The following is a 15,715-nucleotide window of genomic DNA, read 5'->3' on the forward strand; positions in this document are numbered from 1 at the left end:
CCGCCTCTGTCGATTTTCCGCCGCGCCGTTCGTCGTAAGTCATATCGGCGGATCAGGAGAGCGTTCATGCGCAAGCTCGTCGTATCGACATTCATCAGTCTGGATGGCGTGATCCAGGCGCCCGGCGGCCCGAACGAAGACACGACCGGCGGTTTCCGCTTCGGCGGCTGGATCGTGCCCTACGCCGACGTAGCCATCGGCCAGCACGTGCAAGGCCTGCTCGCGCCGCCATTCGACCTGCTGCTCGGGCGTCGGACGTACGACATTTTCGCGTCGCACTGGCCGCACGTTCCCGCCGATTCGAAAAGCCGCGGCATGGCCGATCTGTTCAACCGCGTTCCCAAGCACGTCGCCACCCATCGCTCCGACGGTCTCGACTGGCACAACAGCCGCGCGCTCACGGGCGATCTCGCTGACGCCGTGCGCGCGCTCAAACGCGAGGACGGCGCCAACCTGCTGACGTTCGGAAGCGGCGACATGGTGCGTCAACTGCTCGCAGCCGGTCTCGTCGACGAACTCTGCCTGGTCATCTTTCCCGTCATGCTGGGTCGCGGCAAGCGCATGTTCGGCGACGACGCGCTCGCGTCCGCGTTCACGCTCGCGCACGTCGGGCATACGCCCGGCGGCGTGCTCGTCACGCGCTATCAGCGCGACGGCGACGTGCGCACCGGAACGTTCGAGGAGGCCGATCGACTGTGATTAAATGGGCTCCGTTCAGATCGACGGAGCGCATCCCGATGACGAGCACCTGGCTGCACAACCTTCCGCTCTGGCAGATGACGCTCGTGGTGTTCGGCGCGACGGCCATCGCGGGCGCGGCGATCCATTTCGTCACGCGACGGCTGTTGAAGGGCGCGCGCCGCCTTTCGTTCACGGCGCTGTCGCCCGGCCTGCTCTCGCCGATCGGCGTCATCTTCGGCTTGCTCATCGCGTTCACCGCCGCGCAGGTGTGGAACGATACCGAACGCGCCAACGCCGCCGTCGACGCCGAAGCGGGCGCGCTGCGCTCCGTCGTCGTCCTTTCGGCGATGTTCGCGCCCGACGCGCAGGCGCATCTGCGAAAGCTGGTGCGCGACTACATCGAATACACGGTCGGCACCGAATGGCCGATGATGGCGCAAGGCGCCGTCACGCTCAAGATCAGTCCGCCTACGCTCAACGAAGCGCTGCAGTTCGCGCTCGCCCTGCCCGCAAGCACGACCGGCCAGCAGACCGCGCAGCGCCAGTTGGCCGTATCGCTGGAACAGGCGCTCGAAGCGCGGCGGCAGCGCATTCTGGTGAGCCGCTCCGAAGTCAGCGGCGTCAAATGGCTGTGCCTGAGTTTCCTCGCGGTCTGTCTCGTGTTCGCCATCGCGCTGGTGCACGGCGAGAACCGGCTGGCATCGGCGATCGCGACGGTGCTGTTCTGCGCGAGCCTCGCCACGACGATGCTGCTGATCCTCTCGCACGATCGCCCGTTCTCCGGCGATATCGCCGTGAAGCCCGACCCGCTATTGCAGGTCGTCCCCGGCAACGGCTGAACTCACTGAAGGTTTTCGAAGATCGCCGCAATGCCCTGACCGCCGCCGATGCACATCGTGACAAGCGCATACCGTCCGCCGATGCGCCTCAGTTCGTAAAGCGCCTTCACGGTGATGAGCGCGCCCGTCGCGCCGACCGGATGGCCGAGCGAGATGCCCGAACCGTTCGGATTGACCTTGCGCGGATCGAGTCCGAGCTCGTTCGTCACCGCGCACGCCTGCGCGGCGAAGGCTTCGTTGGCCTCGATCACGTCGAGGTCGTCGACGGTCAGGCCCGCCCGTTCGAGCGCCTTGCGCGTCGCCGGAACGGGACCGATGCCCATGTACGCCGGATCGACGCCCGCGTGCGCGTAGGACACAAGCCGCGCGAGCGGGGCCGCGCCGCGCCGCTGCGCGACATCGCGCTCCATCAGCAGCACGCCTGCGGCCGCGTCGTTGATGCCCGATGCGTTGCCCGCCGTCACCGTGCCGTTCTCTTTCACGAACACCGCCTTGAGTTTTTTCGAAGTCGGCGGGGCTTGCATCGTGGCGCACGTGCTCGTCGGTATCGTAGACGGTTTCGCCTTTTTTTGCGCGCACCGTGACCGGCAGAATCTGATCGCGAAAGCGTCCTTCCGCAATCGCGTGCGCCGCCCGGCGATGCGATTCGAGCGCGAGCGCGTCCTGCGCCTCGCGCGAGATCTCGTATTTGCGCGCGACGTTCTCCGCCGTCACGCCCATGTGGATCGTCTGGAAAGGATCGTGCAGCGCGCCGAGCATCATGTCGACGACTTTGCCGTCGCCCATGCGCTGTCCGAAGCGCGCGCCAGGCAGCGCGTAGAGCGCGCGGCTCATCGACTCCGCGCCGCCGCCGATAGCGATGTCGGCATCGCCGAGCATGATCGTCTGCGCAGCCGAGACGATGGCCTGCAGCCCCGAGCCGCACAGCCGGTTCACCGTCAGCGCGGGCGCGTGTTGCGTGACGCCGCCGTCGATCGCCGCGACGCGCGCGAGATACATGTCCTTAGGTTCCGTGTGCACGACGTTGCCGAACACGACGTGACCGACTTCATCGCCGGCGACGTTCGCGCGCCGAAGCGTTTCGCGCACGATCATCGCGCCCAGTTCCGTCGGAGAAAAGTCCTTCAGTGCGCCGCCGAAATCTCCGATCGCAGTCCGCACTCCGCTCACCACGACAACGTCACGCATCGCATCGCTCCTTGGTTGTGCCCGCTCGGTTTTGCCCGCAGGCGTCAGAATTGCGCTTCGCTCAACGCGTGCAGCGGATCGTCGCCGCGCGCGGACACGATCGCCGTTTCGAGCGCGCGCGCATGCGTCAGCACGTACTCGGCGAAGCAGTGCGCGGTCGCGATCTTCGCATCGTGGAAGAGCGGATCGTCCGCGCGCTTGCGTTGCGCCGCGAGCAGCGCGCGCGCCATCTGCCAGCCCGACAGCACGATGCCCGCGAGCTTCAGATACGCCACGCTGCCGGCGAACACCGCGTTCGGATCGCGCTTCGCCGTGTCGAGCACATAGGCGACGACGTTCGCGAGCGCGTCGCGGCCATCGGAGAGACGGCGATGCATCGACTCGAAAACGCGCGCGGCATCGCCGGCATCGACTGATTCAAGCGCGTCGAGCGTCTCGCCGATCTCGCCAAGCAGCGCACGCGCCGCCGCGCCGCCGTCGCGCAGCGTCTTGCGGCCGACGAGATCGTTGGCCTGAATCGCCGTCGTGCCTTCGTAAATCGAGAGGATGCGCGCGTCGCGATAGAACTGGGCCGCGCCCGTTTCCTCGATGAAACCCATGCCGCCGTGGACCTGCACGCCGAGGCTCGTGACGTCGATCGACACTTCGGTGCTCCAGCCCTTCACGACCGGCACGAGGAATTCGTTGATCGCAAGATGGCGGGCGCGCCGCGCCGCGTCATCGTCGTGATGAGCGATGTCCGCGTGCGCCGCCGCGACATACGCGAGCGCACGCGCGCCTTCGGTCATCGCGCGCATCGTGCCGAGCATGCGGCGCACGTCGGGATGACGGATGATCGCGACGGAGCCCGCGCTCGAACCATCGACGGGACGGCTTTGCACGCGTTCCTTCGCATACGCGGCGGCCTTTTGATACGCGGCATCGGACAACGCGATGCCCTGCACGCCGACGCCGAAGCGCGCCGCGTTCATCATCACGAACATGTATTCGAGACCGCGATTTTCCTCGCCGACGAGATAGCCGGTCGCGCCGCCGTTGTCGCCGTACTGGAGCACGGCGGTCGGGCTCGCCTTGATGCCGAGCTTATGTTCGATCGACACGCAATGCACGTCGTTGCGCGCGCCGAGACTGCCGTCGTCGTTGACGAGGAACTTCGGCACGACGAAAAGCGAAATGCCCTTCACGCCCGCCGGCGCATCCGGCGTGCGCGCCAGCACGAGATGAACGATGTTCCCGGCCATGTCGTGCTCGCCCCAGGTGATGAAGATCTTCGTGCCGAAGATTTTGTAGGTGCCGTCGCCCTGGCGTTCGGCGCGCGAGCGCACCAGCGCGAGATCGGAGCCGGCTTGCGGCTCGGTGAGGTTCATCGTGCCGGTCCAGACGCCTTCAATCAGCTTCGGCAGATAGCGCGCCTTCAGTTCATCGGAACCGGCGAGCAGCAATGCCTCGATCGCGCCGTCGGTGAGCAGCGGGCACAGCGCGAACGAAAGGTTCGACGCGTTCAGCATTTCGATGCACGGCGCCGCGATCAGCTTTGCCAGTCCCTGTCCGCCGAATTCGGCCGGATGGCTGATGCCCTGCCAGCCGCCTTCGATGTATTGGCGGTATGCGTCGGCAAAACCGGGCGTCGCGGTGACTGCGCCGTCGTGCCATGTGCTCGGCTGCTGGTCACCGCGCGCGTTCAGTGGCGCGATGACGTCGGCAGCGAGCTTCGCGCCTTCGTCGAGAACGGCGCGGGCCGTGTCCGCGTTCGAATCGTCGAGACCGGGAAGCTGGGCGATGCTTGCAATATCGGCCAATTCCTCGATGACGAACATCATGTCCTTGACGGGCGGCGTGTAATTCATCGATGACTCCAAGGTCCACAGCTTTCGACGAAACGCCCGCTGCGGCAGCAAATGTTGATGTATTGCGGTGCATGGTATCAACGCTGCCTGTCTTTCCCGCTACCGGAACCTGCCCTTTCACTGACAAAATCTGCCAACACGGTCACCGTTTTCTAGCGCGCGTCCTGGGCCGTTCTCTGCCGATACGCCGCGGGCGTGCTGCCCGTCCAGTGCCGGAACGCGCGATGAAACGCCGTCGGATTGTCGAAGCCGACATCGTAGGCGATCGCCGCGATGGCATCGTTCGAACGGGTGAGACGCTGAATCGCGAGATCGCGGCGCACTTCGTCCTTGATCGCCTGGAAGCTCGTGCCCTCCGCTTCGAGCCGCCTGCACAGCGTGCGCACCGAGTAGTGAAGCTGCTGCGCAACGTGATCGACGGTCGGCGTCGCCGGCAGGCCAGCGGCGATGCAGTGCCGCACCCGATGACACACCATCTCTTCCGTGAACGACACGAAGATCCAGTCCTCCGGCGCGCGCTGAAGGAACGCGTTGAGATCGGATTTGCGCTGCCGGATCGGGCGGTCTAGATAGAGCGAATCGAACGCGATGTGCGTGCGCTCGTGCCCGAAACGCACGGGGCCGGGAAAGAGATAGAGCAGATCGCCGGATTGCGCGGGGCGCTGGAATTCGAACGCCGCTTCGACGAGCGGAATCTTTTCGCGAATGAGCCACGACGCGACGCCGTGCACGAGCTTGAGCATCAGTTCCCGCGCAAGCACGCTCGCTTGCGGCCCATGCGGATTCGCGACGAATTCGACGCTCGCATACGCGTCTTCGCGGCGCGACACGAGTTGAAATTCGTCGAGCACCAGATGAAAGAACTGCCCGAAACGATGAAGCGCCACTTCGAGACGCGGGGCATCGAGCAGGCTCAGGCACAGGAACTTGAGCGTGCCGTTGCGCAGCGGACGCGTGAAGATGCCGGGCATTTCGTCATCGAGTTCCATCGCGAGCAGGCGATAGAGCGTCGAAAACTGTTCTTGCGTGACGCGCGCGGCGGGCATGGCGAGCAGTTCGTGCGGGATGCCGGAGTGCTCCGCGAGCCGCGCGACCGCGGCGCGATCGGCGCCCGAGAGAAAGCCGTTGACGACCGAAATGGGAACAGTGGCGGAAGGAGGCCGCATGACGAAATCGCGCGAGTGGGAGCGAGGCCGATTTTGTCATAGCTCGAAGCAGCGCGGCCTAAGGCCGGCGAATCAGGGCGCGGAGCGGTCCCGTTTGCGTTTCGTATCGGGCGCATAGTACTTGTGATACGGCGAGCGGGGAAACGCATTTTCGAGCAGCCGGATCCGAAGTCGATCGCCGGTCGTGGTGAATCTGCCCGTCACACGGATCAGCACGCTCAGCGACACGACAAGAGCCAGTATCAGTAACGTCACCAGCGGCAAGACGAGCAGATAAAGCAGAAGCGCTATTTTATTTATTGATTTCTTTATCGACATGGCAGTGGCAGGCAGAGTGCTCCCGTGGCTTCACTGTCGTTCGAGCTTGAACGAGCCGGCGTGCACCGGCTCGCTCAGGCTGACGCGTCAGGTCAGACGACCGTCGCGCTCGCGGCCGTTGCGTGCGATCGAACGCTTGTCACGGCGCAGATACATCCATCGCTTGTAGCCTTGCGCCAGTCTCATGACGAGGACGAGCACGGTCCGATGCACGACGCCCAGATCGCGGCGCCCCTGAATGCCGGCGGTCCACTGATTCTGGCGGATATACATGATCACTTCGCGACGCGCCTGCGCAGACACGAGACTCCTGAACAGTTTTCCGATGCCCGGCACGACGGATTTATCGACGAACTGGCCTGCGCCGAACACGTCGTTCTGATTGAGCGCGCTATAGGCCGCGACGAACTCGTCGAGCGGATTTTCGAGCGCGCTGGCCCAGATCTTGAGCGCCGGCTTTCTGAGTTCGTCGGCGGTAATGCCGCACATTTCCACATGCCCCGCCCACGCGCGCGCGCCGCGTAGAACGCCCGCCTGGAAGCCCTCGATGAAGTCCTTGCTCGACGCGTGCTCGACGTCCGGCTCGGCGCGAATCGCGGCGACTTTGCCGCCGTCTCCACACGTGCGATATCCGCAGACCGATCCCGCCGACGAACTGAACAGCATCTCGATCGGCGCGACGGCGTCGAGAAGCGACGCGTCTTCCGACGTCTCATTGCGATTCGGACCGAAAGCGCGTTTGGAAACGTTCGAAGGCTGTTCGTTCAGATAGCGCTGCAAGCCGAGATAATGGCCGCGGAACTGCACTGCCGGCAGCAGCAAGGCGAGGTTGTCCTGGATCGTTCCACGCCAGCCGATATCGACGATGCCCACGATGCGCGCCTCGTCGCTCAATCCTTGCGATGCGAGATAGGCGAGAAGCGCCGCCCGTTCGGCGCGAACGCGTTCTTCGATCCGCGAGGAGAAGTCCGCGTCGGCGAACAGACGCTGGATGCGCTCGTCCTTCCACGGATGCGTGATGTCTTCGTCGAGCGACAACCGATGCCTTGCACAGAGCGCCGAGAAGGATTCCGGCTCCATGCCGATCGACTTGAGCAGCGCGGCAAGCGAGTGCGTCGTATACAGATTCCACAGACGGCGCATTTCGGCAGGCGTGACTTCCCTCAGCGAAGCGCAGAACGTGGCGAACCGGCTGACTTCGAGAACCGAAGCCTTCGGCAGGACGTGACCCGCGTATTCGCCGCGAGGAAAGAGCGCATGCCACACGCGCAGAAAGAACTCGCCTTCGCGGGAAAAGAAATAGACCTGTTCGAGACCTTCGACGATCGCGCGCCGGGCGATATCGAGGCAAAACCCGATCACGAGCGGCGCTGCGTGCGCACCGGCGCGCATAGCGGCTTCGCGCGCCGAGAGCGCCGGGAACGCATCGGCGCGCTCGCCAAGATCCGCGAGCACTTCGGCATCGATACGCTGAAAGAGCGCCGCCCGGTCCGCGAAGAGCAACTCGCGATCCAGCCGCTTCGCATGCTCGGCTTCCGGTAGAAATCCGACCACGTTCACGCCGAGCGAGCGAGGCACTTCGACGTCCGCCACCGCGTTGTCGCCGATATGCACGTGCTCCGCAGGCGCAGCCTGGTAAAGCGCCTGAACATGCCCGAACAGTTTCCCGGAACGCTTGTTCATGCCGAGATCGCACGAGCTGATTCCGCCGGGCACGAACGCGTCGATGCCATGCCCTTCGAGCAGCGTGCTCAGGCGCTCGGCGGACATGTAGAAGTCCGAGAGGAAGATCGTGTTCTCGGCCGGATGCTGTTCGGCCACCTGCCTGATCGTCGGATCGGGATAGGTGTGGCGCAATTCGAAGTTCACTTCGAAATCGGCGAATTGCGCGGGAATGCCCGCATCGAATTCTTGATCGACGAGCTTCTTCAGCCAATGCGTCAGGACATCGACGATCTCGTACTCGTTGTCGCGGCCCGCGGCGCGCGCGGCATCGGCAAGCTCCATCTCCTGCTCGACGCGAAGACGGTACACATCCCACACGCTATCGAAACGCTCGGAAATGCCGAGGCGCGGATCCAGAAACGCGTGCAGCGCCGTGGCCAGCTTCGCGAATTCCGGATGACAGCGGCGCCTGAGCAGCGTGTCCCAAACATCGATGGTCCTGAGCTTGTACATCAGTAAGCCTTGCGTTTGCCGATGAGCACCTCGCCCACCGCTTCGAACTGTTTCAGACGGCGTGCCCATTCAGCCGGAAGCCGGCCGGCCAGCGACCGCAGCTTCTGGCGACGCACGCTCGACGCGATGTTGGCGAGACGGAGTTTCTCGTCGCGCCCGTACACGCTCCAGGCGTCCGCGACGATCGCAGCACACGTCTCGCGCGACACGGCGGGTTCGTCGAAACACGAGCGCACCCAGTCCGCGAACTGCGCGGACGACTCGCTCCAGGACGGCCAGTTCCGCGCGGTGTTCAGCGCGCCTTGCTTCAGGCGCGACAGTTCTCCGGAATCGTTCAGCAATGTCCGGATCGATGCGACGACGCCGTCGAGATTGCCCGCCGGCACGACGTGCGCGTTCTCGTTGTGGACGATGTATTCGTCATGCCCGGTGACGTCGAATACGACCGACGTGCCGCCGCAGTGGAATATCTCGAGCGGCGGGCCGAACATGCCTTCCACGGTGCTCAGCTTGATGAGGATGTCGCAGGAGCGGTAGATTTCGGCGGTCTTCACCATCGGCACGCGAGAAAACACTTTCGACACGCCGGGCACCCATTTAACGGGCGATCCGGTCAGCAGCCAGATGTCCTTCGCGCCCGCTTCGCGCGCGAGCCGTATCGCCAGGGCGGTGTTCTTGAACGCGACGCCGAAATGACCTTCCACGAGCACGCGCGGACGCTTCGGGTTGCGCTGTGCGAGCGTCGGTCCGGCGGTGTCGTAAACATCCTTGCGAATGCCGTTCTTCACGAGCGCGGCATCCTGGCCATAGGCCGTTTGCAGATGCGCCTTGATCCACGTGGCCTCGGTGATGTAGCGCACCGGCAGCCGATACGTCGAATCGACGAGCGCGCGCAGCGGCACTTCGACTTCCGGATAGAAGCGCGACTCGATAGACTGCACGAAGTACGCGTAACGGTCCGCGTCGAATGCCGGCAATTCGAGCGCGGTCTTCCACCACGTCGCGATCACGAGGTCGAAGCGCTCGCGCTTCGCGTCCTCGATCGGCACACAATGCAGCCGGCTGGCTTCGTTATGCCACGCGAGCGTCGCCGCGGTGAACGGCTCCTGAACCGCGAGCGTGACGTCGTAGCTGTGGTCGCGCAAATAGCTGGCGTGCTGGACGATGACATACGTGCCACCGCTGATGGTCATCGATCCGACAAGAAAGCAGATCTTCATTCTTACGTCGCCCATATTTCTCATTCTCACAAACCCGGACGATAGGTCCGGCGGTTCTGCCAAAGACGAACCGCGCGATATGCCGCACTCAAGCCCTGAACGGCGCGCTCCTTGACCGTGAGCCACGGCCAGAAGCCGAGCTCGGACGGACGGCGGCGCTTGACCAGATTGATCGTGAAGCGCAGCCGCGCCGTCAGCGATTTATGGCTGGGGCTGCTGCCGAACGTGGACTCTTCGAACACGCCGAAATTTTCGACGTGCGAGAGCGAATACATCCAGTCGATCTCCGCAGCCGATGGCGAGAACACCATGCGCGCATGCTCGCGCACCGCCAGCGTCAGGAGTTGCTGATCGGCGATGTCGATGGTCGACATCACCGTCGCAAGCTGCCTGAACTTCGTCCAGATATGTTCCGCGACAGGCTTGATATGCGCTTCGATCATCGGGCCTTCGACGAACTCGTCTTCCACGACGGCAACCTCTCCGTCACCGGTCTCGACATAGCGTTGAGCGGAGCCGTGATTCGCATGCAGCAGCACTTCGAACAACGATCTGTTCTCGTTGAAGACGTAGTAGCCCGGCGTCAGCGTGTCCACGTTCGACAGGAGCAGGCCGCTCTTTTCGTTCGCCGGTCCCGCATTGCCGGACGCGACGAGTCCGACGTAATAGCCCTTGACGTGGGCGCGCTCGCCATGAACGTTGCGCAGCCAGCCGAAGAGGTTGTCCTGAATCGAACCCTTCCAGCCGACATCCACGACGCTCATCCGTTCCGGCACCCCGCCGCCGACGAACCCGCCGACATACTTCGCGAATGCGCTGCTGCGAGACACGCGCTCCGCTTCGTACACGCGCGCGAACGCAGGCAGCGCCATCAGACGGGCGAAGAGCGGATCGTGCGGCAAGTCCTGGCTGCGCCGCGCGAAGTCTTCGACGGAAACATCGAGGTCCGCGGCGAATGCCGGCGCGTATTCCTCCAGAGCCTGGCTCTTGAGGAATTCGATGATCGAGATGCGCCGGTATTGCCGGAACAAAACATCGAATTTTTCTTCGTGCAAGGGGCGCAACGAAAGAAGGAAAGTCGAGCGGCGCGATACTTTCAGATAATGCGTACGAATGCCCGTGCCGCCATTGCAGGACTGCAGCAGGTCGAACATGCGCTTGAGCAGTTCGCCTTCGCGCGCGAAGAAGAACAGCTCGGTGACGCCGTCGTTCAGCGCCGTCTCGTACAGCCGGCGCGTGAACAGATACATCGTGAGCGCCATGCCTTCGAACGGCGCGTTTCGCGGTCCCGCGGCGAACAGCTTGTTGACGATTTCGTCATCGCCCTGCTTGCCGGCAACGGCGCGAAGCGCTTCCTTGTAGGCGGCGATGACGCCTTCCTGATTCGTAATCACCGAAGCGGCGTCTTGCACCTGAAATTTCATAACTGTCGAATCTTCTTTTGACGAATCGTCGTGCGCGGCGTGCGCCTGGTCGCCCGCGTGCAGGACGTGCCACATCGATCGCATGACGCCCCAGCGCCCTTTGCGCAACTTGTTCTGCTGTGCGATCAATTCGTCGCGCGCCTGGATTTCACGCCCCATCGATTGCATGATGTCCCAGCGTTCATCGAGCAACGTGGCTTGGCTGGCGATCGCTTCGTCGCGCGCGCGCACGGCCTTCTCCATCGATTGCATGATCATCCAGCGCTCGTCGAGCAGCTTGCTCTGGCTGGTGATCACTTCGTCGCGTGCCTGCACCGCCTGCTCGACGGACCGGATAAGGTCCCATCGATCCGTGAGCACGCGTTCCATGCTGCCGATCGTGTCCGCGCGCTCCGCGAGCATGCTCTTCCAGTTCTCGTTCGCGATCGTCGGCAACGGCGCGAGCGGACGCTCCCTGCCTTGCGCCGTCCAGCGCAACGCCTTGATGCAGCGCACGGCCGAATCGAGATATTCGACGGCGACGATGCTCGTGAATTCGTGCGGCTCCTCGATATCGCCGACATGAGCGGTCATCGGCGTCGCGAGCAGTGCATAAGCACGCGTCACGCCCAGCTTCCACAGTTCGCGCGCCTCGGCGATCTCGCCGCGGCCGGCGTGCAACATGCCGGCATCGAATGCGGCATCGACGACCTTCGTGCCCAGCGAAGGACTGAAGCCATCGATCGAAGTCGTCGCGACTTGCCTGAATAACGTGAGCGCGGCATCGAGCTTGCCGATCTTCCGATACAGCGCGGCGGCGAGAAAGGACAGCGAAACACGCCATCGCAAGCGATGCCCCTGCTGCGCCTCGTCGGTGATGTGCGGATCGATCTGCGCGATGAACGCTTCGATATCCCGCGCCGAAGCATCCGGATTCGATTGCAGGCGATAGCCGAGCACGGCGAGCGCGGCGGCGGCATCGGGACATGCGCGGCCGGCTTTCGCTTCGAGCGTGTCGGCGGCGATCTTGGTGAGAACGCTCTGATCCTTCGCGCGGAACTGAAATTCGAGCATCGAACGCACGAGCCACGGATTGTCGTAGTCACGCTCGAACTGCAAGAGATGCGCGGGCGGCGAACTGTAGCCGTACACGCTTTCCCGATACGGCACCGCGCCCTGCGCAGGATGCTTCATGCCGACGATGAGCCACCATTCGCCAGCTTCCGGCGATGCATCGTCGAGCGCAATCGGGCGCAACGCCCTGCGCCCTTCATGCTGCGACGACTCGGGCGCGTCGCCATGGCTGCCGCCGCCGTTCTGCTCGAAGATCGCTTCGATCATGAACCGGTCGCTGAACTGCGCTTTCAGCGCGTCGAGCGTGTATGCGCTTGCAGGGACACCGGCCACGACGCGTCCCCCCGGCGACAGCAGCCGATGGCACTCGTCGAGAAGCGCCCGCGGATTCTCGGCGTGCTCGAGCGCGTCGAAGCACAGGATGGTGTCGAATCGTCCGTCGGCGAACGTCGGAAGGCATTGCGAAAGCACGCCGGCTCGGAACGTCAGCTTGCGATCGAGCGACGCGAAATTGGCGTTCGCATAGTCGATCGCGTGTTGGCTGGCATCGATCGCGGTGATCGCCGCCACCTTGGTCAGTTGGCCGAGGTAATAAGTGCCGCAGCCCGCGCCGCAACGCGCGTCGAGAACCGTGTCGCCCTGCCGGATGTAATCGGACGCCCACTTGTAGCGCACCACTTCCCCGTCCGCGCGCGCACCGGTTTCGCGCAGCGCGTCGGATTCCGCGAGCGTCGCGAACGGATAGCGCGCGAGCGCGGCTTGCGGAACCTTCTCGAGCAGCAGAAGAATCGGGCTTTGCTCGTCGTTCAGACGCTCGTAGCCGTGCAGTTGATAGTGGGCGGGATGCTTTCGGAAGCCCGCTTCGAAGCAACGCTGCTCCCACCAGGCCCGGCTTTCATTCGTCAGAACCCAGGCGTCGTTGGCATCGGCTGCCGTGCCGATCTGGAGGAACACATAGCGACGCGAAGCGCGGTGAATCTCCTTCAGCGCCTGCGCGATGTCCGTCGCCGGAAAATATTCGAGCGTGCGCGCGGCGACGACCGTATCGAACGCGCCATCGACATACGGCAGCGCGAGCAGCGAGGCCGCCTGAAAACGCGACGGATACTTGCGATTGGCCGATTCGACCGCGACCGGCGACACATCGACTCCGTAAGCGTCCGCGCCGGCCTGCAGCAATTCGCCGACGATGCGTCCATTGCCGCAGCCCGCATCGAGCACGCGGCCGATGCCGAAAGCGCGAACGATGTCTTTCGCGACGCCATCGGCGTGAGCGCGGGCAGTCGATCGATCGTTCTCGGACCAGTAAGCATCGAACCGCGCGCGACTGGAATCGCCGCTCACCATTGCGCCTCCATGCGCATGTCCAGCACGCCGCCGAAGAAGTACTCCTCGCGCTTGATGAGCACCTGGAAGAACGCTGCTTCGTCGCGCCAGTGGAGCATTCTCTGGTTGTGGTAATCGGGCGTGCCTTCGTAGCTGACGGCCGCCTGAATCTCGTACAGATTCACGCCGAGCGAACAAGGCGCCTTGAAGATGACCTCGAACTCTTCGCCGGCCGTCACCTCACGATTCCAGAAGAGGCTTTCGCCGTTCTTCGCGGCGATGTTCGCCATGTCCTGATTGAGCGTGCCCCATGAATAGAGCTTGACGCCTTCCTTGTTGCGGATCCGCATGCCGACATTCAGATGCGTCATGTCCTTCTTTGCGCGGCACACGACACGAACCGTGAGCGGCTCGTTCGGATAGAACACGTGAACGCGCTCGCCCGACGCATCGCGCGTTTCGACGGACACGACTTCCACTTCTCCGCTGCCGAATTCGAGCTTGTCCGAACGCGCGGTGACCGGTTGCGTCGATTCGACGGCAACCGCTACGTCGCTTTCCATCTCGGCGCTGGCTTCGGCGGCCGGCGCGCGGGGCGTTTCGTCTTGCGTCGCAGCGCGCTCGGCGACTTGCGCGGTGATCGAGCTGAAATAGGCCGCTTCTTCGGCATGCAGTTGCTTGCGATAGGCGAGCACGACATCCGAGCTCACGCCATACGCCACGCGCCGCCCTTCCTTGAGCAGCAGCGACTTGTGCGTGAGCGTGCGAATGCTTTCGATGTCGTGGGACACGAAGAGCAGCGTCACGCCATCGCTCACGAGCTTTTCGATGCGCTGGAAACAGCGCTTCTGGAATAACGCGTCGCCGACCGCGAGCGCCTCGTCGACGATCAGGATGTCGGGCTCGAGCTGCACCTGCACGGCGAATGCGAGACGCACCAGCATGCCGCTCGAATAGGTCTTGACCGACTGATCGATGAACGCGCCGATGTCCGCGAAGGACGCGATCTCATCGAAGCGATTGTCGATCTGCTCGCGGCTCAGGCCGAGCAGCGAACCGTTCAGATAGACGTTCTCGCGCCCGGTGAACTCGGGATTGAAACCGGAGCCGAGTTCGAGCAGCGCGGCCACGCGGCCATTGACCTCCACCGAGCCGCTCGTGGGCGTCAAGGTGCCGCAGATCAGTTGCAGGAGCGTCGACTTGCCGGATCCGTTGCGTCCGAGAATGCCGACGCTTTCGCCGCGCTTCACGTCGAACGAGACGTCGTTCAACGCCCAGAATTCGCGCTGATACTGCGTGACCGGGCGCGACAGCAGACGCTGCACGCGCGGCACGAATGTCTGTTTCAGGCGGTCTTGCGGACGGTCGTAGATGTGGTAGCACTTCGAAAGATTGTCTACCTTGATGGCGAATTCAGATGACATCTGCGAAACCCCTGCGCGACTTCTGGAACGAGGCAAAACCCAGGGCGGCGACGAGACCCGTCGCTATCGTCCACATCGCCCAGAGGCGCCAGTCGATACCGATGCCCCAGATCAACGAATTGCGGATCTGCTCGATGATGAACGTAAGCGGGCTGAGCGCGATGATGCCCTGGTACTCGGCAGGCAAAGCGGACAGCGGATAGAAGATCGGCGACAGGAACATCAGCACCGATACCGCGACGCCGATGAATTGCGACACGTCGCGCAGATAGACGCCGAGCGCGGACAGCATCCATACGCAGCCGAGCGTGAAGAGCACGAGCGGGATGAGGACGATCGGCGCGAGAAGCGCGGTGACGTGCGGAATGCCGAGGAACACGACGTAGAAGATCATCCAGACCGACATGCTCACGCAGAAGTGAAACGCCGCCGAACCGAGCGCGACGATCGGAAGGACTTCGAGCGGGAAGATCACCTTCTTGACGAAGTTGGCGTTGCTCAGGATGAGACCCGGCGCCCGGTTGACGCATTCGGAGAAGAAATTGAAGCACATCAACCCGGCGAACAGCACGAGCGCGAATTCCGCGCGCGAACCGGATGCGCCTGCCCAGCGCGTCTTGAATACCACGCTGAACACGAACGTGTAGACCGCGAGCATGAGCACCGGATTGAAGAACGACCACAGAAGCCCCATGAACGAACCGCGGTAGCGCCCGATCACTTCGCGACTGATCAGGTTCAGGATCAGGTCCGTGTTGGAGCGCATCGACCGCAGGGCCGCCAGCGGTGAGCCGGAAGGAATTGCATGAGGGTTCATATCGATAGATACCTAATTTTGCGCAAAACGAAATTCAAAAACTGGAGCCTCCGCTATCTCGCGCGGACACGCGTTCACTCACGCAAGACAAGATCGGCTCATGCGTCGGCTTCAAACGATCGAAAAGCGCTTTACACCGTTGGTAGACACCGGACGGGATGGCAGCAACGACGTCTTTTCTGATTCGTTCTTCGCCGTTGAAATCAGGTAAGTGATTTGGTGCGGACACATCGG

The 15,715-nt window shown here is 63.5% G+C and carries 10 protein-coding genes and 1 pseudogene; 2 read left to right on the forward strand and 9 right to left on the reverse strand.

Annotation, left to right across the window (positions count from 1 at the left end; genetic code table 11):
- Positions 1 to 66 precede the first annotated feature (66 nt).
- Together AWB77_RS06555 and AWB77_RS06560 are read left to right on the forward strand one after the other, a co-directional pair.
- Positions 67 to 699, forward strand: a complete 633-nt coding sequence (locus AWB77_RS06555; RefSeq protein WP_061133566.1) for a dihydrofolate reductase family protein — start codon at positions 67 to 69, stop codon at positions 697 to 699.
- Positions 700 to 737: 38 nt separating this feature from the next.
- The gene (locus AWB77_RS06560) at positions 738 to 1,520 is read left to right on the forward strand and encodes a bestrophin-like domain (RefSeq protein WP_061133567.1); all 783 of its coding nucleotides are present in this window, start codon (positions 738 to 740) and stop codon (positions 1,518 to 1,520) included.
- A gap of 2 nt (positions 1,521 to 1,522) precedes the next feature.
- On the opposite strand, the pseudogene bktB reads toward AWB77_RS06560, so the two are convergent.
- The 9 genes and pseudogenes from bktB to AWB77_RS06605 form a co-directional block, all read right to left on the reverse strand.
- Positions 1,523 to 2,708: pseudogene (gene bktB / locus AWB77_RS06565) on the reverse strand (beta-ketothiolase BktB).
- A gap of 44 nt (positions 2,709 to 2,752) precedes the next feature.
- Positions 2,753 to 4,555 (reverse strand): acyl-CoA dehydrogenase, encoded by a 1,803-nt coding sequence (locus tag AWB77_RS06570; RefSeq protein WP_061133568.1) that lies wholly within the window; start codon positions 4,553 to 4,555, stop codon positions 2,753 to 2,755.
- Positions 4,556 to 4,707: 152 nt separating this feature from the next.
- Positions 4,708 to 5,721: an AraC family transcriptional regulator gene (locus tag AWB77_RS06575; RefSeq protein ID WP_082852591.1), complete on the reverse strand. Its 1,014-nt coding sequence runs from the start codon at positions 5,719 to 5,721 to the stop codon at positions 4,708 to 4,710.
- Between the two features lie 72 nt (positions 5,722 to 5,793).
- Entirely contained in the window at positions 5,794 to 6,039 is a 246-nt protein-coding gene (locus tag AWB77_RS06580; protein ID WP_157694755.1) for a hypothetical protein, read from the reverse strand.
- 87 nt (positions 6,040 to 6,126) lie between these two features.
- Positions 6,127 to 8,217 carry a hypothetical protein gene (locus tag AWB77_RS06585; RefSeq protein ID WP_061133570.1) on the reverse strand — a complete coding sequence of 697 codons (2,091 nt, stop codon included), beginning with the start codon at positions 8,215 to 8,217 and terminating at the stop codon, positions 6,127 to 6,129.
- Positions 8,217 to 9,410 (reverse strand): glycosyltransferase, encoded by a 1,194-nt coding sequence (locus tag AWB77_RS06590; RefSeq protein ID WP_244158458.1) that lies wholly within the window; start codon positions 9,408 to 9,410, stop codon positions 8,217 to 8,219. The genes AWB77_RS06585 and AWB77_RS06590 overlap by 1 nt, the downstream gene beginning before the upstream one ends.
- A 53-nt stretch (positions 9,411 to 9,463) precedes the next feature.
- Entirely contained in the window at positions 9,464 to 13,261 is a 3,798-nt protein-coding gene (locus AWB77_RS34990; RefSeq protein WP_061133571.1) for a class I SAM-dependent methyltransferase, read from the reverse strand.
- Complete coding sequence (locus tag AWB77_RS06600; protein WP_061133572.1) at positions 13,255 to 14,664, reverse strand: ABC transporter ATP-binding protein; 1,410 nt, start codon at positions 14,662 to 14,664, stop codon at positions 13,255 to 13,257. The genes AWB77_RS34990 and AWB77_RS06600 overlap by 7 nt, the downstream gene beginning before the upstream one ends.
- Positions 14,654 to 15,430, reverse strand: coding sequence for an ABC transporter permease (locus AWB77_RS06605; RefSeq protein ID WP_208601496.1), 777 nt, complete (start codon positions 15,428 to 15,430; stop codon positions 14,654 to 14,656). The genes AWB77_RS06600 and AWB77_RS06605 overlap by 11 nt, the downstream gene beginning before the upstream one ends.
- Between the last annotated feature and the right edge of the window lie 285 nt (positions 15,431 to 15,715).

Source organism: Caballeronia fortuita, assembly GCF_001544835.2.
Classification (GTDB): domain Bacteria; phylum Pseudomonadota; class Gammaproteobacteria; order Burkholderiales; family Burkholderiaceae; genus Caballeronia; species Caballeronia fortuita.